15 protein-coding genes are annotated in these 19,715 nt (G+C 72.5%); 10 read left to right on the top strand and 5 right to left on the bottom strand.

The window, feature by feature from the left end; genetic code table 11:
- Positions 1-243: 243 nt before the first annotated feature.
- The 3 genes from QRN30_RS14120 to QRN30_RS14110 all read left to right on the top strand — a co-directional run bounded on the left by QRN30_RS14120 (position 244) and on the right by QRN30_RS14110 (position 8,691).
- The gene (locus tag QRN30_RS14120; protein ID WP_284761244.1) at positions 244-4,140 is read left to right on the top strand and encodes a Pls/PosA family non-ribosomal peptide synthetase; all 3,897 of its coding nucleotides are present in this window, start codon (positions 244-246) and stop codon (positions 4,138-4,140) included.
- A 14-nt stretch (positions 4,141-4,154) separates the two neighbouring features.
- Entirely contained in the window at positions 4,155-5,483 is a 1,329-nt protein-coding gene (locus QRN30_RS14115; protein ID WP_284761243.1) for a M1 family metallopeptidase, read from the top strand.
- Between the two features lie 91 nt (positions 5,484-5,574).
- Positions 5,575-8,691 carry a DEAD/DEAH box helicase gene (locus QRN30_RS14110; RefSeq protein ID WP_284761242.1) on the top strand — a complete coding sequence of 1,039 codons (3,117 nt, stop codon included), beginning with the start codon at positions 5,575-5,577 and terminating at the stop codon, positions 8,689-8,691.
- Between the two features lie 4 nt (positions 8,692-8,695).
- Here the strand turns inward: QRN30_RS14110 and QRN30_RS14105 are convergent, their stop codons facing one another.
- Positions 8,696-8,962 (bottom strand): helix-turn-helix domain-containing protein, encoded by a 267-nt coding sequence (locus QRN30_RS14105; protein ID WP_284761241.1) that lies wholly within the window; start codon positions 8,960-8,962, stop codon positions 8,696-8,698.
- Between the two features lie 32 nt (positions 8,963-8,994).
- Between QRN30_RS14105 and map the strand changes: the two genes are divergently transcribed.
- On the top strand, positions 8,995-9,762 hold the full coding sequence (gene map / locus QRN30_RS14100; protein WP_031259118.1) for a type I methionyl aminopeptidase: 768 nt from the start codon (positions 8,995-8,997) through the stop codon (positions 9,760-9,762).
- On the opposite strand, the gene QRN30_RS14095 is transcribed toward map, so the two are convergent.
- Together QRN30_RS14095 and QRN30_RS14090 are read right to left on the bottom strand one after the other, a co-directional pair.
- The gene (locus tag QRN30_RS14095) at positions 9,746-10,300 is read right to left on the bottom strand and encodes a 4'-phosphopantetheinyl transferase superfamily protein (protein ID WP_052481824.1); all 555 of its coding nucleotides are present in this window, start codon (positions 10,298-10,300) and stop codon (positions 9,746-9,748) included. The two genes, map and QRN30_RS14095, sit on opposite strands and share 17 nt — an antisense overlap.
- A 72-nt stretch (positions 10,301-10,372) precedes the next feature.
- Entirely contained in the window at positions 10,373-10,576 is a 204-nt protein-coding gene (locus QRN30_RS14090) for a hypothetical protein (RefSeq protein ID WP_017885770.1), read from the bottom strand.
- A gap of 284 nt (positions 10,577-10,860) precedes the next feature.
- Between QRN30_RS14090 and QRN30_RS14085 the strand changes: the two genes are divergently transcribed.
- The 5 genes from QRN30_RS14085 (at position 10,861) to QRN30_RS14065 (ending at position 16,281) form a co-directional block, all read left to right on the top strand.
- Complete coding sequence (locus QRN30_RS14085) at positions 10,861-12,786, top strand: TPM domain-containing protein (RefSeq protein WP_017885771.1); 1,926 nt, start codon at positions 10,861-10,863, stop codon at positions 12,784-12,786.
- 85 nt (positions 12,787-12,871) lie between these two features.
- A complete protein-coding gene (locus QRN30_RS14080; RefSeq protein WP_017885772.1) occupies positions 12,872-13,597 on the top strand; it encodes a PspA/IM30 family protein in 726 nt (241 codons plus the stop codon).
- 44 nt (positions 13,598-13,641) lie between these two features.
- Positions 13,642-14,463 carry an arginase family protein gene (locus tag QRN30_RS14075; protein WP_056068846.1) on the top strand — a complete coding sequence of 274 codons (822 nt, stop codon included), beginning with the start codon at positions 13,642-13,644 and terminating at the stop codon, positions 14,461-14,463.
- Between the two features lie 55 nt (positions 14,464-14,518).
- On the top strand, positions 14,519-15,922 hold the full coding sequence (locus QRN30_RS14070; RefSeq protein ID WP_214584995.1) for a dihydrolipoyl dehydrogenase family protein: 1,404 nt from the start codon (positions 14,519-14,521) through the stop codon (positions 15,920-15,922).
- Between the two features lie 2 nt (positions 15,923-15,924).
- The gene (locus QRN30_RS14065) at positions 15,925-16,281 is read left to right on the top strand and encodes a Fe-S oxidoreductase (protein WP_214532562.1); all 357 of its coding nucleotides are present in this window, start codon (positions 15,925-15,927) and stop codon (positions 16,279-16,281) included.
- A 673-nt stretch (positions 16,282-16,954) separates the two neighbouring features.
- Here the strand turns inward: QRN30_RS14065 and QRN30_RS14060 are convergent.
- Together QRN30_RS14060 and QRN30_RS14055 are read right to left on the bottom strand one after the other, a co-directional pair.
- The gene (locus QRN30_RS14060; protein WP_140448124.1) at positions 16,955-17,773 is read right to left on the bottom strand and encodes an ABC transporter ATP-binding protein; all 819 of its coding nucleotides are present in this window, start codon (positions 17,771-17,773) and stop codon (positions 16,955-16,957) included.
- A complete protein-coding gene (locus tag QRN30_RS14055; RefSeq protein WP_236559576.1) occupies positions 17,773-18,675 on the bottom strand; it encodes a siderophore-interacting protein in 903 nt (300 codons plus the stop codon). The genes QRN30_RS14060 and QRN30_RS14055 overlap by 1 nt, the downstream gene beginning before the upstream one ends.
- Before the next feature lie 66 nt (positions 18,676-18,741).
- On the opposite strand from QRN30_RS14055, the gene QRN30_RS14050 reads away from it, so the two are divergent.
- Complete coding sequence (locus QRN30_RS14050; protein ID WP_017885778.1) at positions 18,742-19,689, top strand: alpha/beta fold hydrolase; 948 nt, start codon at positions 18,742-18,744, stop codon at positions 19,687-19,689.
- Positions 19,690-19,715 lie beyond the last annotated feature (26 nt).

Here is a 19,715-nt window from a genome sequence, read left to right as displayed (position 1 = left end):
CAGACGTCTTCGCTGCGCTCTGTAGGCTGCGCACGATGTCGCCTGCGGCGACCTTCCCCCGTTGGGGCTCCTCGTCGAGTGAGCAGAACGCGACGGGTCGAGGCGGGTGACCCGACGTCTTCTGCTCACTCGGCGCGCGACGCCCCGCCCCGCCCCTGCGCTACCCCGTGTTTCCGAGCGGGACACCTCGGTCCCCTAGGATCACGGGCCGGTCGTCCCGCACGCGACCGGGAAGAGGCCTCGATGACCACCGGCACCGGGAACGCGCAGCTCGAACTCGCCCGCGGCGGCGACGCACCCGCCCCACGGACCCTGTTCGACGTCTTTTCGGCGACCGCGGCGACCCATCCGGACGCCACCGCGCTCGAGGACCCCGCCGGCAGCGTCGACTACGCCGCCCTGCTCGACCTGGTGCACGCGCAGGCCGACGACCTCGCACGCCGGGGCGTCCGGCGCGGGGACCGGGTCGGGGTGCGGATCCCCTCCGGCGGGCGCGACCTGTACCTGTCGATCCTCGCCGTGCTGGCCGCCGGAGCCGCCTACGTGCCCGTCGATGCCGACGACCCCGAGGAACGCGCCACCCTGGTGTTCGGCGAAGCCGGTGTCGTCGGGGTGATCGGTGCCGGCGGCGTCCTGCGCGACCGCGACGGCGCCGAACTGCCGGTGACCGACCCTGCGGCGAGCGCCGAGCTCCCCCGCGAGACCGACGACGCGTGGATCATCTTCACGTCCGGGTCGACGGGGGTGCCGAAGGGCGTGGCGGTCACCCACCGCAGTGCTGCGGCGTTCGTGGACGCCGAGGCGCGGATGTTCCTGCAGGCGGCGCCGATCGGTCCGGGTGACCGGGTGCTGGCGGGGCTGAGTGTGGCCTTCGACGCGTCGTGCGAGGAGATGTGGTTGGCGTGGGGGCACGGTGCCGCGTTGGTGCCGGCGCCCCGGTCGCTGGTGCGGACGGGGGTGGACCTGGGGCCGTGGCTCATCGCGCACACGATCACGGTGGTGTCGACGGTGCCGACGCTCGCGGCGTTGTGGCCGGACGATGCGCTGGAGCAGGTGCGGCTGGTGATCTTCGGTGGTGAGGCGTGCCCGCCGGAGCTGGCGGCGCGCATCGCGAGTCGTGACCGTGAGGTGTGGAACACGTACGGGCCGACCGAGGCGACGGTGGTGGCGTGCGGGTCCCTGCTCGACGGGAGCCAGCCGATCCGGATCGGGTTGCCGCTGGACGGGTGGGACCTGGCCGTGGTGGACGGTGCCGGGCAGCGGGTGGAGCCGGGCGATGTCGGTGAGCTGGTGATCGGTGGGGTCGGGCTGGGGCGGTACCTGGACCCGGCGAAGGACGCGGAGAAGTACGCGCCGTTCCCGGAGCTCGGGTGGGAGCGGGCGTACCGGAGCGGGGACCTGGTGCGGTACGAGCCCGAGGGGCTGGTGTTCCAGGGGCGTGCGGACGACCAGGTGAAGCTCGGCGGTCGGCGGATCGAGCTCGGTGAGATCGATGCGGCGCTGCAGGCCCTGGACGACGTGGCGGGTGGTGCTGCGGTGGTGCAGCGGACCCCGGCGGGGAACCAGGTGCTCGTCGGGTACGTGGCGCCGGTGGCGGGGGCGACGGTGGACGTGGCGGCGGCGAACGCACGGTTGCGCCAGGAGTTGCCGGCGGCGCTGGTGCCGTTGGTGGCGGTGGTGGAGTCGCTGCCGACGCGGACGTCGGGCAAGGTCGACCGTGCGGCGCTGCCGTGGCCGTTGCCGGGGGCGACGGACGCGGCGATGCTGCCGGACACGGTGGCGTGGATCGCCGAGCGGTGGTCGGCGATCCTCGGGGTGCCGGTGGCGAGCGTCGACGACGACTTCTTCGCGCACGGCGGTGGGTCGTTGACGGCGGCGCAGCTGGTGTCGGCCATCCGTGAGCGGTTCCCGACGACGACGGTGGCGGACGTGTACGACCACCCGCGGATCGGGGCGTTGGCGGCGGCGCTGGACGAGTCCGGGCCGGTCGAGGCATCGTCGCGCGACGTGGCGCCGGTCCCCCCGGCGACGGGGCTGCTGATGACGCTGCTCGGGCTGCCGGTGCAGGTGCTCCGCGGGCTGCGGGTGCTGACGTGGACGGCCCTGGTGGCTGCGGTGCTGCACGCGACGACGTTGCCGTTCCTGCCGGTGCTGCCCTGGCCGGTGCTGGTGCTGATGCTCCTGGTGTTCGTGACGCCGATCGGCAAGATGGCGCTGACGGTGGTGCTGGCGCGGCTGCTGCTCGCCGGGGTCGGTCCGGGCTCGTACCCCCGTGGGGGTTCGGTGCACCTGCGGGTGTGGTTGGCCGAGCGCATCGCCGAGGCGGTGGACGGCCCGTCGACCGCGGGTGCCCCGTGGATCAGCTACTACGCACGGGCGCTCGGTGCGCGGATCGGGCGGGACGTCGACCTGCACACGCTGCCGCCGGTGACCGGGATGCTGACGATCGGCAAGCGCGCGTCGATCGAACCCGAGGTCGACCTTGCCGGGCACTGGCTCGACGGCGACGTGTTCCACCTGGGGCACGTCCGCATCGACGACGACGCCGTGGTGCGGAGCCGGACGACGCTGCTGCCGGGGGCGCACGTCGGCGCGGGTGCCGAGGTGACGGCGGGTTCCGCCGTCGGCGGTCCGGTGCCGGCGGGCGAACGCTGGGCGGGGGCGCCGGCGGAACGCGTCGGGTCGGCTCGCGGCGACCGGGAGGCCCGCCCTGCGGTCCGTCGCCGCTGGCTGCTCGCGTACGGGGCCGGGTCCCTGGCGGTGGCCGGGTTGCCGGTGGTCGGTGTCGCGGTCGGACTGCTGGTCGCCCTGGCCCTGGTGGGGCGGGCGTCGGCCCTGGGCGACGCGGTGCTCCGCGCGCTGGTGACGGTCCCCCTGGCGACGGTCGTCGCCGGTGCGGTGTACGCGCTGCTGGTGGTGGTCGCGGTGCGGTTGCTCGGCATCGGCCTGCACGAGGGGCGGCACCCGGTGCGCTCCCGGATCGGCTGGCAGGTGTGGTCGACCGAGCGGGTGCTCGACGCGGCGCGGACCCTGCTGTTCCCGCTGTACGCCTCGCTCGTGACGCCGGTGTGGTTGCGCCTGCTCGGCGCCCGGGTCGGTCGGGACACCGAGATCTCCACGGTGCTGCTCATCCCGGCGCTGACGCAGATCGCGTCGGGGGCGTTCCTGGCCGACGACACCATGGTGGCCACCTACGAGCTCGGCGGCGGTCGGGTGCGGATCGGTCGGTCGAAGGTCGGCCGTCGGGCGTTCCTCGGCAACAGCGGGATGACGGGCGCCGGACGCTCGGTGCCGCGCGAGGCCCTGGTGGCGGTGCTGTCCGCCGTGCCGAAGAAGGCCAAGCGCGGGTCGTCGTGGCTCGGGTCGCCCCCGGTGCGGCTGCGGCGTGCGGCGACGGAGTTCGACGAGGCGCGAACGTTCCGTCCGTCCCGTCGGCTGAAGGTCGCCCGCGGCTGCTGGGAACTGCTGCGCCTGGTCGCCCCGATGGTGTCCGCCGCGATCGCGCTCGGCGTGGCCGGCACACTGCTGGCGCTGTGGTCGGCCGTCGGGATCGGGTGGACGGTGCTGCTCGCCGGTCCGGTGCTCATCGCCGCCGGAGCCGTCGCCGCCGTGGTGTCGACGATCGCGAAGTGGGCGTTCGTCGGCCGGATCACCGCCCGGGAGCACCCGCTGTGGTCGTCGTTCGTGTGGCGCAACGAGGTCCAGGACACCTTCGTCGAGACCGTCGCCCGCCCGTGGTTCGCCGAGCAGGCCACCGGCACCCCTGCTCTGGCCGTCTGGTTGCGGAGCCTCGGTGCGACGATCGGGCGCGGGACCTGGCTCGAGACGTACTGGCTGCCCGAGGCCGACCTGGTCACGATCGGGTCCGGGGCGTCGGTGGCGCGGGGCACGGTCGTGCAGACGCACCTGTTCCACGACCGCGTGATGCAGCTCGACATCGTCCGGCTCGACGCTGGCGCCACGCTCGGGCCGCACAGCGTGGTCCTGCCGGCGGCCGGCATCGGTGCCGGGGCGACCGTCGGACCGTCCTCGCTCGTGATGCGCGGTGAGCAGGTGCCGCCGGGGTCCCGCTGGGCCGGCAACCCGATCGCTCCGTGGACAGCGGCACCGCCCTCGGTGACAGCCCCACCGGCACCATGAGGTTGACTGTCCCCGTGCCCACCGATCCCGCTGCAGACCCCTACACCCCGCACAGCGGCGACCGACGGTGGAGTGCGGAGCACTACGAGCTCCGGCTCGACTACCGCGTCGCCACCAACCGCCTGGACGGCACCGCGACGATCACCGCGCGCGCCCTCGAACCGCTCGACAAGGTCGTCATCGACCTGCACGGGCTCACGGTCGACCGCGTCGACGTCGACGGCCGACGCGCCAAGAAGGTGTCGACCGCCACGCACAAGGTGACCGTCACCCCGGCCGAACCGATCGCCGCCGACACCGTGTTCAGCGTGCACCTGCGGTACCGGGGCACCCCGCACCCCGTGCGCAGCGCATGGGGGCAGCTCGGGTGGGAGGAACTCTCCGACGGCGTGATCGTCGCCGCGCAGCCCACCGGGGCGCCGTCGTGGTTCCCGTGCAACGACCGCCCCGACGACAAGGCCACCTACCGCATCGAGATCGCTGCCGAGGCGGCGTACGACGTCCTGGCGAACGGCGAGCTGCTCGCCAAGGAACGTGACCGCGTCGGCACCCGCTGGACCTACGCCACCACCGAGCCGATGGCGACGTACCTGGCGACCGTGCAGATCGGCCGCTACCGCACCACGAAGCTGCGCACGAGCGGCGTCCCCGTGACACTGCACCACCCCGCCGACCTCGCCGCCGCCGCGAAGACCGACTTCGGCCAGGTGCCGGAGATGCTCGCGCTGTTCGGTGACCGGTTCGGCCCCTACCCGTTCGCGGCGTACGCCGTCGTGGTGACCGACGACGACCTCGAGATCCCGCTCGAGGCCCACGGCCTGGCGGTGTTCGGCCGGAACCACGTCGACGGCGAGCACGGCACCGACCGTCTCATCGCCCACGAGCTCGCCCACCAGTGGTTCGGCAACTCCGTGACCGTCACCCGCTGGCAGGACATCTGGCTGCACGAGGGGTTCGCCTGCTACGCCGAGTGGCTGTGGTCCGAGGACCGCGGCGACGACACCGCCGACGTGTTGGCCGAGCGGTACCGGCACGGACTGCTCGAGCAGCCGGAGGACCTGGTGGTCGGTGACCCGGGCGCGAAGGACATGTTCGACGACCGCGTCTACAAGCGCGGCGCCCTCGCCCTGCACGCCGTCCGCCGCACGTTCGGCGACGACGCCTTCTTCACCGGGCTGCGGAGCATCACCGAGCGGCACCGGCACGGATCCGTCACCGTGCAGGACGTGCTCAGCGCCTTCGCGGACGCCGCCGGTCGCTCCGTCGCGGACGTCGGTGCGGTGACCGGGCCCTGGGTCGACGAGGTGTCCGTGCCGGCGCTGCCGGCGCCGCGCGGCGACTAGCGGGCTCCGCCGCGCACGACGACCAGCTCGCCGTGCAATATCGTCGAACGGGGCGGCCGTTGGTGAGCGCCCGGTGAAGGGGGACATGCTCGTGAGGCAGACCAAGGCGGGACGGGCTGACAGCGTCGTCGAGTTCTGGCGGATGTTGGAGCTGTTCAGCCCGCAACCGATACCGAAACGCCGTGACCCGGGTGTCTCGGAGTGGACTCCAGGCAAGCGTCTCCCGTGGGAGTCCCGCCCTGAAGATGATCGGGACCTGGTCCAGCACCACGTCGTCTACCTCGGTCCCTACCCACTCGCAGGCATCTACGACTGGCTGCATCAGGCGTTCTCCGACGCTCAGGATGCCTTCGATTCACGGCCACCCGGGGAGAGCGCTTGCGCCGCACTCGTGGTCGACGAACACGGATCACTGGTACCAGGCTCGCCGACACTGTCGTCAGCGCTCTGGGCCGTCGGACGTATCAGGGCCGGGGATGATCAGCCATCGGAGTGGGTCGAGGCGTTCTCGCCGGCCGCGGAGCAGTTCACGGATCGCGTGACGGATCTCGTCGGCGAGGATGAGGACGACGGAACCACGCCGATCATCGGCGCCACTGCGATGCGCGAACTCCTCGAGGCCGCACACGCGAGTGCCGGCGTCACCGGACTCCCACGGCTCGCAGGGCAGGACGTCCGTATCCGAAGTGTGCCGGTGAGGCGGGCAGCGCCGGACCAAACGGTCGACTCCGACTTCCTCAACAGTTTCTTCCTCGGAGACCTCACCGTCGTCCGGAGTGCGATGGACGCTGGTGACGTCGGGGTAGCGCTCAGGTCGTACCTGACACCAGACGGCGCAGTGGACGAGGAGTCGCGACACGACGTAGCGGCCGATGTCCAGGCCGAGAACGACCTGCTGGGTCCCTCGAAGATCCCACTCGGTCGGTGGCCGGCGTCGGCGACACACCACCTTGCGCGCAGTCAACAGTTCGCGGTCAACCATCTGTTCGACGCTCTCGGGGACACAGGCGGAACCCGCGGTGTGAACGGCCCGCCGGGCACCGGGAAGACCACGATGCTCAGGGACGTCCTGGCGGGCAACGTCGTCGAGCGGGCCCGCGCGCTCTCCCGCTTGCCAGACCCGGGTGCTGCTTTCTCACCGACCACGCACAGGTGGACGGCAGACCAGTACACCATGAGCGTTCCCGCCCTGATCCCGAGTCTCACCGGGTACGAGATGGTCGTGACTTCCGCGAACAACGCCGCCGTCGAGAACGTCTCCGAAGAACTCCCGTCGAGCAATGCCCTCGGCGAAGAGTTCGGAGACGCTGAGTACTTCGCGGACATCGCCACTTCCCTGCTGGAAAAGCGGGAGGCGCCCGACAAAGACCCGCAGGCGTGGGGGCTCGTCGCCGCGAAACTCGGGAACAAGAAGAACCGGGGGCGATTCCACTCTGCATTCTGGTTCGGCGCCCGTGACGGCTCACGTCCCGGGCTCCAGGACATCCTGAAAGCGGTCAAGAACGGTGAGCGTGAACCGGCCGACTGGGCTCAGGCTCGCGAGGAGTTCAGAGCCGCTGAAGGCCTCGTCCAACGGCTCCTCGAGGAACGAGCCGCGGCAGCCCGACGGATCGCCGAGTTCGAGTCCACGACTGCTTCCCTCCGCAGCCTCCGCGACCAGGAAGAGCGATCGCTGCACGAGCTCCGGCGCGCGCGGACAGCCGTTGCGGAACGGCAAGCCGATCTCGAAGCTGCGCAACGACGTCAGTCCGAAGTACAGCAGCGTCTGTATTCGATCATCGCGTTGCGTCCCGGTTGGGTGGAGGCACTCCTGACTTTCGGAAGGGCACCACGCGAGTGGCGAATTCAGGTCACTCCCGTGATGGCGGAGCAGACGTACTGTCGACGGGAAGTGGGGTTCGCCGACGTTGAGTACGCGAATGCACAGCACACCGCCACGGTCTCTGACGAGCAACTCGGGGCAGTCCGCACCGCCATGGCGGATGCGCAGAGGACTGCCGACTCCCTCGCCTCCCTCTGTTCCGAAGATCGCACCCGGTTCGGAGACGCATACCCGCTCGACGACACCTCCGTGGACCGCTTCCACACGCGAGCACCGTGGCTCGACCCTGAGCTCGACCGTGCACGGTCGATGCTCTTCCTCCAGGCTCTGCGGCTGCATCGGGCCTGGTTGGAGAACACGGTCGACAAGACGCTGCCAGGGTTGCGCGCCGCCGTGTCGGTCGTCGCCGGAAGCGCGCCAGCGGGGCTTCCACCAGAAGCCGCGCAGGCTGCCTGGCAGCTCTTCTTCATGGTGGTCCCGATGGTGTCGACCACGTTCGCGTCGATCAGTCGGATGTTCGGTGCACTCGGATCGGAAGCCCTCGGCTGGCTGCTCATCGACGAAGCGGGACAGGCCTGTCCTCAGTACGCGGTCGGGGCCATCTGGCGTGCACGGCGAGTACTCGCAGTGGGTGATCCGTTGCAGCTCACGCCCGTGGTCACGATGCCGGCCAAGGCACAGCGTGACATCGCCACCGCGTTCGGCCTGACCTCCCTGTGGATCCCACCCGCAGCCTCGGTGCAGACGCTCGCAGATCGGGTCTCTCCGTTCGGCACCACCTTGGCCGTCGGCGACGACGACAAATGGGTCGCGGCGCCCCTCCGCGTGCACCGGCGGTGTGACGACCCGATGTTCTCGTTGTGCAATCGGATCGCGTACGGCGGCCTCATGGTGAGTGCGGTCCACCGTTCGCTCAAGGGTCCTAGCGGTCCCGATCGTTTCGACGGCACGGCCGGCCCGATCATCGTGAGCAGCTACTGGGCGGACACGCCCGCAGAGACTCCCGGTTCGCATCTGCAGGAGCGGGAGTTCGAGCGCCTCGGGCTTGCCATGGCGTACCTGCAGACGCACGGCGTCGACGCACACGAAGTCATCGCGGTCTCACCCTTCCGCGCCGTCGCGAATCGTCTCGAGCGCTTTTCGAGGGACTACCCCGGTATGCGCGGTGGGACCGTGCACACCGCCCAGGGCCGCGAAGCTGAGGTCGTGTTCCTCGTGCTCGGAGGCGATCCTGATGCACCCGGCGCGAAGGCGTGGGCATCGGAATCGGTGAACCTCGTGAACGTCGCCGTCAGCAGGGCAAAGCGGCGGCTGTACGTCATCGGTGATCGCACGGAGTGGTCCGAGTTCCCGTTCTTCCGCGACCTCGCCGCCTCGCTCGGCTAGCCCGTCAGGCGATGTCCGCGGAGTCCGCCGCGCAGCTGACCTCGGACCACACCGCGTCGAGCGACAGCCCGACCACACCGGCGACCGACGCGATCGTCGAGAACGCCGGCGTCGCGATGCGCCCGGTCTCGATCTTCCGGAGCGTCTCCGGCGAGATCCCCGCAGCCAGGGCGGTGTCCACGATCGACCGCGGACCCCGGGCACGACGGAGCAGCGCACCGAGGCGACGACCGCGCGCGACCTCGTCCGGGCGGAGTGGGAGACGGACCATGACCACATAGTAATACCGGTATGATCATCCGCGTGATCGAGATCCTGACCCCCGCCGAGGTCGACAAGGGCCGCGCCACCGGAGCCCTCGTCGGCACGATCCTGCAGACCCTGCGCGAACGCACCCGCGTCGGCACGAACCTGCTCGAGATCGATCGGTGGGCGAAGGAGATGATCGAGGCCGCCGGCGCCGACTCCTGCTACGTCGACTACGCCCCCTCGTTCGGCCGCGGCCCCTTCGGCCACCACATCTGCACCGCCGTGAACGACGCCGTCCTGCACGGACTGCCCCACGATCAGGCGCTGCGTGACGGCGACCTGCTGACCCTCGACCTCGCGGTCTCCCTCGACGGCATCGCCGCCGACGCCGCGATCAGCTTCGTCGTCGGCACCGCGCGCCCCGAGGACACCGCACTCATCGACGCCACCGAGCGAGCGCTGGCCGCGGGCATCGCCGCCGCCGGACCCGGGGCACGCATCGGCGACCTGTCGCACGCGATCGGCACCGTGCTCGAAGCCGCGGGCTACCCGGTGAACGTCGAGTTCGGCGGACACGGCATCGGCTCCACCATGCACCAGGACCCGCACGTGTCGAACACCGGCCGCCCGGGCCGCGGCTACACGCTCCGACCGGGGCTCCTGCTCGCGCTCGAACCGTGGGTGATGGCGGACACCGACGTCCTGGTCACCGACCCGGACGGCTGGACCCTGCGGAGCGCCACCGGAGCGCGGACCGCCCACACGGAACACACCATCGCGATCACCGAGGACGGCGCCGAGGTGCTCACGCTCCCCCGCTGACCGTCCCGACCACGTCGACGGGCAGGCCACCCGCTGCGACGACGAGCACCACGTCCGGCGCGGGGAACAGCACGGTGAGCGGTTGTCCGACACCCTCGAAGCGGGCCGTGCCGCCGACCACGTCGACGTCCACCGCGAGCGGGTCGACGCGCAGCCCACGTCCGTCGCGTTTCAGCACGGCCTCCTTGGCCGCCCACGCGGCAGCGAGGAGCGCCGGGTCCCCGTCGGCCCGGAACAGTTCCCCCGGCGTGAAGGCGTCGAGCGGCGCGGCGGCGACCCGGGACACCCGTTCGACGTCGACACCGAGTGCCGCCGGTCCGACCGCGAGGGCGACGACGCCCGGTGCGCGCGACAGGCTCACGCCGACCGGGACGCCCGCGGCACTCGCCCACGGACGGCCGTGGTCGGCCTCCGCGCAGTGCGGGCACACGCGCCCCGCGCGCACCGCGACCGGCTCGGCACCCGTCGCCGACGCGACGGCGGCGACCAGTGCCTCCCGGTCGTCCGCGCGCGCAGCGCCCGGTGTCCGGATGGTCACCGTGACGGCCTGGAGGCGCGGCTCACCGACCCGGGCAGCGCCCGTCGGTCGTGTGGCCCGGCCCAGAGCGGATCAGGCGTGCGTCAGCGCGATGAGCGCGACGTTCATGGTGCTGTACTGACCCTCGGAGCGGGTCGCCTGGCGGACTCGTCCGCGCAGGACCTCGTAGCGGCCGTCGTGCTCGCGCACGAAACCGATCACGCCCGTCGCCGGAGTCGACACCCGGTGGTAGCCGTCCTCGAGCGGGACGACCTCGGTGCTCGTGGTGCGTTCCATCGTTCTTCCCCTTCCGTTCATCCTCGAACAGTGGCGCCAGCATACCCCGGTACGGGGGACAAGACGTCCACAGGAAGCACCCTCCGGAGCGTTCCCCCAGAGTCTGGCGGTGCCCCTGCGTGGCCTGGATAGACTCCGGGCGACAGCGCCCTCGTGGCGCGGTCCGGGGCGGTGCCACGGGGTACCGACCGGCGACGGACGGAGGACGGATGCGAGCGGTCCAGCACGGATCGGACACGGACGGATCGAGCGGGCACAGGGGGACAACGCGGCTGTGGAGCCGTGTGACGGCTGCCCTCGTCGCGATGCTGATCGTCCTGGCTCCGGCAGCGACCGCCCACGCCACGGCGCCCGTCGACCTGGGCGGGACGTACGTCCTCGACGAGGCCGACGCGCTGACCGCACCACAGCAGGCGCGGGTCGAACAGGCCGTGCAAGACCTGTACGCCGAGACGCAGACGCAGCTGTACGTCGTGTTCGTGCCCTCCTTCTCCGATCCAACCGACCACACCGAGTGGGGTCGGGCGGTGCTCGAGAAGAACCAGATCGACAGCGACGGCATCCTGCTCTCGGTCGCGGTCACCGAGCGCAACTACGACGTGCAGCAGACGAACGAGACCGCGATCTCAGAGTCCGACGTGCAGAACGCCGTCGACGATTCGCTGCTGCCCCGGCTCAAGCAGGATGACTGGTCCGGCGCCGCCGTGGCCTTCGCCGACGGGCTGACCCAGTCGCAGGCCCCGGTCGACCTCACCTGGCTGTGGATCCTGCTGCTCGTCGTGGTCGTCGGACTCGTCGTCGTGGTCCTGGTCGTCCGGACCCGCAACAAGCGCCGCACCGCCGCAGCCACCGAGGCACAGGAAGCCTCGCTCGCCGACCTCGAACGCAGCGCCGGCGGCGCCCTGGTCACGATCGACGACGAACTCCGCACCGCCGAGCAAGAGGTCGGGTTCGCGAGCGCGCAGTTCGGCCCCGACGCCGCCAAGCCCTTCGCCGACGCCGTGCAGGCCGCCCAGCGCGAGGTCCGCAAGGCCTTCACGATCCGGCAGCAGCTCGACGACGAGATCCCCGACACCCCCCAGCAGCGCGCCGAGTGGGCGAACCAGATCATCGTCATCTGCGAACGGGCGCACGCCGCGATCGAGGAACAGACCGAGGCGTTCGACCAGCTCCGCTCGCTCGAGGACGGCGTCGAGGACGCCGCCGCGTCGCTCGCCCAGGCCGTGGCCGCCGCACCGGCCTCGGTGGGGTCGGCAGCCGCCGCACTCGACCGCGTCCGCGCCCGCTACACCGGCCGCACCCTCGCAACCGTGGCGAACAACGTCGACCAGGCCCACCAGGTGCTCGCCTTCGCGACCGAACGCTCCAACGCGGCCACCGCCTCGATCGCCGCCGGCGACAAGGGCGAGGCGGTCGTCGCCGTGCGCGACGCCCAGCACGCCCTCGCCCAGGTGCAGCAGCTCACCGACGGCGCACTCGCCGCCGAGCAGTCCTTCGACGAGGCCACCGCCCGCGCCGCGGCGATGCGCATCGACATCCAGGGCGACGTCGCCGCCGCCCGCAGCCTGCGCTCCGGCGGTCCGGACCTCGCCGCAGCGGTCACCCGCGCCGAAGCCGTGCTCCGCCAGGGGCTCGACCCGAAGGACCCGGTCGCCGCCGTCGACGCGCTGACCCGGGCGAACACCGAGATCGACCAGGCCATCGCCGCGGCACGGGGTGCCGAGGAACAGCGCCAGCGCGCCACCCAGGCACTCGACGCCGCCCTGCGCGACGCCCGGAACCGGATCAGCCAGGCCCGCGACTACGTCTCCCTGCACCGCGGCGGCATCGGCCCGACCGCCCGGACGCGACTGTCCGAGGCCCAGCGTGCCTACGACGACGCCGTCGAACTCGCCCCGAGCAACCCCGGCCAGGCGCTGAACGCCGCCCGCGCGGCCGAGCAGTACGCCGCAGCCGCGATGGACGCCGCGAACGACGACCTGGGCGGCTGGGGCGGCGGTCAGGGCGGAGGCGGTGGCGGCGCCCAGCTCGGCGGACTCGTCACCGGACTCGTCCTCGGCGGCCTGCTCGGCGGTCGCGGTGGCAGCTACGGCGGCGGTTCCTTCGGGGGCGGCGGCTTCGGCGGCGGCGGGGGCTTCAGCGGCGGTGGCGGCTTCGGCGGAGGTGGCGGCGGCGGGGGCGGCGGCTTCTCCGGCGGTGGCCGCTTCTGACCCGACGGACTCCCCCGGCACCCAGAACCAGACACGACCCGACCCGACAACACCGTCCACAGGACTTCCACGAAAGGGAACAGCAATGGCCAAGCAGACCATCTTCGGACGCATCTCCACCCTCGTGCGCGCGAACATCAACCAGATCATCGACGACGCCGAGGACCCGCAGAAGATGCTGGACCAGCTCGTCCGCGACTACACGAACAACATCGCCGACGCGAAGACCGCGATCGCGCAGACCATCGGCAACGTCCGCCTGCTCGAGCAGGACCACGAGGAGGACAAGAAGGCCGCGGTCGAGTGGGGCCAGAAGGCCGCCAACGCCTCCACCGCAGCCGACAAGTACCGCTCCGAGGGCAAGTCGGCCGAGGCCGACAAGTTCGACAACCTCGCCAAGATCGCGATCGGCAAGCAGATCGCTGCCGAGCAGGAGGTCAAGGACGCCGAGCCGAACCTGGCGTCGCAGAACGAGGCCGTCGAGAAGCTCAAGACCGGTCTCGCCGGCATGGAGCAGAAGCTCGAGCAGCTCCGCGCGAAGCGGGACAACCTCGTCGCCCGCTCGAAGACCGCCGAGGCCCAGTCCCGCGTCAACGACGCCCTCGGCAACATCGACGTGCTCGACCCGACGAGCGACCTCGGCCGCTTCGAGGAGAAGGTCCGCCGCGAAGAGGCGAAGGTGCTCGGCCAGCAGGAGCTGCAGTCGTCGAGCCTCGACGCCCAGTTCGAGAGCCTCGAGGACGTCGGCAAGGACGCCGAGGTCGAGGCACGGCTCGCCGCGCTGAAGTCCGGCGGATCCTCGAGCATCTGACGAACACCCTGACGACGCCGGACCCCAGCTGACAGACTGAGACGATGCACTTCCTCGTGGTCGGTCAGTGGCAGGGTTCGGCGTCGTCGCGCGCGATGCGCCTGGGGGACGGCGCGTCGGCGATCGCCGCCGACCTCCCCCGGGCGTCCACCACCGTGGTCGACGTCCCCGCCGGCGCCGGAGACCGCCTCGAGACCGCGGTCGCCCGCTACACCTCGGTGCTCGCCGTCGCCGAACGCGTCGCGGAGGAGACCGCCGTCGCCACCGAACCGGTGCTCGTCGTCGGCGGTGACGGAGCCAGTGTCCTCGGCGCGACCGCCGCCCTTCTGCCGGACACCGCGTTCGTCCGGATCTCCGGCTCCAGCGGGTACCGCGCGCTCAACCGTGCCCAGCCCGTCGCCGCCGAGACCGCCGCCCTGCGTCTGCTGGTCGACCGCCCCGACGACCTGTTCCCCGGCCTGCCGGCGGTGCCGGCGTCCTCGGTCGTCGTCGCCGGGGTCCGCGGGGTCGAGGACGCCGAGCGCGCCGCCCTCGACAAGGCCGGGATCGTGCACCTCGACGTCGACGCCGCCACCCCGGACGCCCTCGCCGCAGCGGTCGAGCGCACCGGTGCGTCGTCCGTCTTCGTGCACGTCGACCTCGACGTCCTCGACCCGTCCGAGGTCGACGGACTGCTCGAACCCGTGCCGTTCGGCCTCGACGGCGCAGCGCTCGTCGAGCGCATCCAGGCCGCGACGCGCGGCCGGCGCCTCGTCGGCGCCGCACTCACCGGGTTCGCGCCCGTCGACCCGGGCCGTGCAGTGGACGACCTCGGCGTGATCCTGCGCGTCGTCGGCGCGGTGACCAGCGCCTCCCGGGTGGGTTGACCACGCACCCCGCGCGCCCGGCGCACCCCATGCCGGTCCGCGTACGCTCGGCCGCATGACGGACTACGACCTCATCGTGATCGGCGCCGGCGCAGTCGGCGAGAACGTGGCGGACTACGCCAGGAAGCGCGACCTGTCGGTCGCCATCGTGGAGGCCGAGCTCGTCGGCGGCGAATGCTCGTACTGGGCGTGCATGCCCTCGAAGGCACTCCTGCGCAGCGGACACGCCCTCGCCGCGGCCAAGCGGCTCGACGGTGCGAAGCAGGCCGTGACCGGCACGCTCGACGCCGCCCACGTGCTGGCCCGCCGCAACTCGTTCACCTCGGACTGGAAGGACGACAGCCAGGTCTCGTGGCTCGAGTCCGCCGGCATCGACCTGATCCGCGGGCACGCCCGCATCACCGGACCGAAGACCATCGACGTCGACGGCGAGACGCACACCGCCCGTGCTGCCGTCGCGGTCGTCACCGGCTCCCTGCACACGCTGCCCCCGGTGCCCGGTCTCGCCGACGCGAAGCCGTGGGGCACCCGCGAGGGCACCAGCGCCCAGCAGGTCCCCGAGAGCCTGCTCGTCGTCGGCGGCGGCGTCTCCGGCTCCGAACTCGCCACCGCGTGGGCCTCGCTCGGTGCGAAGGTCACCCTCGTCGCCCGGCACGGCCTGCTCGGCGGCATGGAGCCCTTCGCCGGGGAACTCGTCGCCGACTCCCTGCGCGAACTCGGGGTCGACGTCCGCACCGGCGTCAACCCGGTCCGCGTCGACCGTGACGAGCACGGCCTCGTCACGACGGAACTCGACGACGGCACCACGGTCATCACGAGCGAGGTGCTCGCCGCCACCGGCCGCGCCGCCCACACACGCGACCTCGGGCTCGAGACGGTCGGCCTGACCGCCGGAGACTGGCTCGACGTCGACGACACGATGCTCGTGCACGGCACCGACTGGCTGTACGCCGTCGGCGACGTCAACCACCGCGTCCTGCTCACCCACCAGGGCAAGTACCAGGCCCGTGCCGCCGGCGAGGCGATCGCCGCCCGGTACCAGGGCACGCCGCTGCACACCGAGCCGTGGGGTGCGCACGTCGCCACCGCCGACCACGCCGCCGCGCCGCAGGTCACCTTCACCGACCCCGAGGTCGCGAGCGTCGGCCTGACCGAGGCGAAGGCCCGTGAGCAGGGGCTGAACGTCCGCGCCGTCGAGTACGACCTCGGTGCGATCGCCGGGTCCTCGCTGCAGGCCGACGGTTACACGGGCCGCGCGAAGATGGTCGTCGACGAGGACCGCCGGGTCGTCGTGGGCGTCACGTTCGTCGGCCAGGACGTCGCCGAGATGCTGCACGGCGCCACCGTCGCCGTCGTGGGCGAGGTCCCGATCGACCGCCTGTGGCACGCGGTGCCCGCCTACCCCACCATGAACGAGGTCTGGCTGCGCCTGCTCGAGACCTACGGCCGCCCGGCCTGAGCGTGCGCAACCCGCTGCTCGACTCCCCCGTGTCCCGGGCGGGGTGGGTGTTCGCGACGGCCGTCGGGCTCGCCGTGGGCGTCCCGCTGTCGACCGGCCGGATCCGGGTGGAGGGCGGGCTCGTGGTCTGCACGGGGCTGCCACGCTGGGTGTTCCGTCGAGGCGGCACCTGCGTCGGCTCGGTGTACCTGACCCGCGACAACGACGGCCCGCGGGTGCTCCGGCACGAGCGGGTGCACGTCGAGCAGTGGCGGCGGTACGGCATGCTCATGCCGCTGCTCTACGCCGTCGCCGGCCGGGATCCACTGCGGAACCGCTTCGAGGTCGAGGCCGGCCTGGAGGACGGCGGGTACCGCTGACGGGTGCGGGTGCGCGAACTGTCGTCCCGACGCCGGTCGGGCGGCAGTTCGTGCGGCCTCGCTGAGCCGGTCGGCCGGGGCCCGGTCGGTCACAACACCCCGCAGGGCGCGCGGCGAGCGGTCGCAGACCGTCGCCTGCGGCGCCGCCAGCCGACGGCTCCTGACCACACGACGTGCAGCCCACGACGAGTCGTGACCACTCGGCGGCAGGCGGGCCCCAGGCGACGAAACGCGACCAGCCGAAGGCCTGGAGGCGCGTGGCGGCGCCGCCACGCGCCTCCCGGCCACCGCGCCCCACCCCACTGCACCCGCGCACCGGTCGCAACACCCCGCCAGGCCCGCGCCGAGCGGTCGCAGACCGTCGCCTCCGGCGCCGCCAGCCGACGGTTCCTGACCACTCGCGCGCTGGCCCACGACGTGTCGTGACCACTCGGCGGCGGGCCGGCCAGGCGACGAAACGCGACCAGCCGACGGCCTGGAGGCGCGTGCCGGCGCCGGGACAGGGCCACGGCCGGTCACAACACCCCGCCGGGCCCGCGCCGCGCGGTCGCAGACCGTCGCCTACGGCCCCGCCAGCCGACGGTTCGTGACCACTCGGCGCCCGGCCCACGACGAGTCGTGACCAGCCCCACCCGGCCGCCGGCCCGCCGGCCCGGCCGCCGGCCCAGCCGCGTCAGGCCGCGGGCCGCCGCGGCACCACGAGCGGCGTGCCGGTCTCGGGATCGGGGACGACGACGCACGGCAGGCCGAAGACGTCCTCGACGAGGTCCGCGGTGAGCACCGACGACGGCTCCCCCGAGGCGACGATCGCACCGTCGCGCATCGCGATGACGTGGGTGGCGTAGCGGGCGGCCTGGTTCAGGTCGTGCAGCACCGCGACGACCGTGCGGCCGGCGGCGTGCAGCGTCGAGGCGAGTTCGAGCACGTCGTACTGGTGCGCGATGTCGAGGAACGTCGTCGGCTCGTCGAGCAGCACGATGTCGGTCTGCTGCGCGAGCACCATCGCGATCCACACCCGCTGCCGCTGGCCGCCGGAGAGTTCGTCGACACTGCGGTCGGCGAGTTCCACCGTCGACGTCTGCTCCAGTGCGGCCTGCACGGCCTGCCGGTCGGACCCGGACGACGGGTGCAGCAGGTCCTGGTGCGGGAACCGGCCCCGGGACACGAGGTCGCGCACGGTGATGCCGTCGGGGGCGATCGGGGTCTGCGGGAGCATCCCGACCCGGCGGGCGACGGCCTTCGGGCGGTACGAGTCGATCGGCGCACCGTCGAGGAACACCGTGCCGGCACGGGGCTTCAGGGTACGGGCGAAGGACTTCAGCAGCGTCGACTTGCCGCAGGCGTTCGGGCCGACGATGACCGTCAGCTCACCGTCGGGGATGTCGACGTCGAGCGTGTCCACCACGACCCGGTCGTCGTACGCCAGGGTCAACCCGCGGGCGCCCAGCGCGGTGGTCGGGACCGGGCCGTGCGCGGTGCCCGCGGTCGGCATCAGTGCTCGGCCTTGCCGTGCCGCCAGTAGCCCATGAACGCGACCTGCTTGCGGTCGATGCCGACGCCGCGCACCAGGTGGCGGCGGAGTTCCTTCACGCAGCCGGCCTCGCCCGCGATCCACGCGTACACGGGACGCTCGTCGACCGCGGCGGGGACGTCCCACAGCACCTGCTCGTCGACGTCGACGTCGGTGAGCTCGGCGGCCGGCTCGCACGCGGCGGCACCGGCTGGTGCGACGGTTGAGGCCCAGGCGTGCACCTGGTCGGTCATCCGGACGCCGTGCGTGGCGCCGTTGCGGGCGATCCAGCGGACCTCGACCCCGGCGGGCGCGCTGACGGGCAGCCGGTCGGCGTCGGTGGGCACCTCGATGAAGACGTGGCCGACGGTCGAGACGTCGAGGGCTTCGAGGATGGCGCAGATCGCGGGTGCGGCGGTCTCGTCCCCGGCGAGCAGGATCCGGTTCGCGTGCCCGGGAGCGAACTCGGCGGCACCGGTCGGCAGGTCCTCCGGCGACTCGGGCACGCGCGGCCCGACGATGCGCAGCTCGTCACCGACGCGGCACGCCGAAACCCAGCGCGACGCCGGACCGGTGTCGCCGTGCGCGACGAAGTCGATGTCGAGCTCGCGGGCGTCCGGCCGGAACGAACGGACCGTGTACGTGCGGAGCGGGTTCCGGGTCTCGTCCGGCAGCGCGCGCCAGGCGGCGTACCAGTCCTCGTCCTCGGGCAGTTCGGAGAAGCCGATGCCGGGCAGGGGCAGCACGATCTTGATCCGCTGGTCGAGACCGACCGAGGAGAAGTCGGCGAGCGCGTCGCCCGTCAGCGTCACCCGGACGAAGTTCGGGGTGAGCGACGTCACGGCGGCCACACGGACGGAGAAGACGCGATACCGGGTTGCCACGGAACCGAGTATGGCATGCCTTACCTAACGTCTCCAGGCCCCCGGAACGGTGCGAGGATCGTCCCCGTGTCCGAAGCCCCCGACGACGAATTCGCCGACCTGCCCGCCCTCGCCAGCGCGAGCGGCGTGACCACGCCGCTCCGCGCCTCCAGGCAGGTGGTCCGCACCGCGGACGGTCAGGAGATCTCCGCGATCCGGTGGGGCGACGTCGGCCAGGAGGCCCGGATCACCTACCTGCACGGGCTCGGCATCGACGCCCACAGCTTCGACACCACGGCACTCGCCGTGGGCGAGCCGGCGGTCGCCCTCGACCTGCCCGGCCACGGTCGGTCGTCGTGGCGGGAGGACGCGGACTACGCGGCCGCCGCGACCGCGCCGAGCGTGCTCGCCGCGCTCGACGCACTGGCGGTGCCGCCGGGGGTCGTCGTCGGGCACTCGCTCGGCGCCATCCTGTCGGCTCGGCTCGCGGCCACCGCGCCGGAGCGGGTCACCGGACTCGTGCTCGTCGACATGTCGCCGGACTTCGCGCAGCGTGCGGTCGACCGGATCGCCCGTGCGCTCGAGGCCGAGGAGCCGTTCGAGTCCCTCGAGCAGGTCGTCGACCGGGCGATCGAGGCTCGGGTCGGTGACGACCGGCAGGTACTGCTGCGCGAGGCCCGGCACACGACGGCCCTCGGTGCGGACGGACGGCTCGTGCGCCGGCACCACTTCCCGCACCTGCCCGCCGGCCGGACGTCGTCGGTGGGGCGCTTCGCCGACGCGTGGCCGGACCTCGAGGCCCTGCGCGTGCCGATCCTGCTCGTCCGGGGCGACCGCGGGTACGTCTCCCCGAAGCTGCACGCCGGGTTCGCCGAGCGTCTGCCGGACGCCGAGATCGTGACGGTGACCTCGCGGCACGCGGTGCAGAACCAGGCGCCCCTCGAACTGGCGTCGGCGATCCGGGCATGGGCGGGGCGGCACGGATTGTTGCACCCGATCGAAGAACCGTCGCCGGACGGCCCCGGCCGCCGGTAGCCTCGTGCGAGCGCGAGGCCCGATCC

Origin of the sequence: Curtobacterium sp. MEB011, assembly GCF_030209655.1 — a bacterium.
GTDB lineage: Bacteria > Actinomycetota > Actinomycetes > Actinomycetales > Microbacteriaceae > Curtobacterium > Curtobacterium poinsettiae.
The sequence above is the reverse complement of the archived record's forward strand: the minus strand, read 5'-3'. Positions and strand labels throughout refer to the sequence as shown.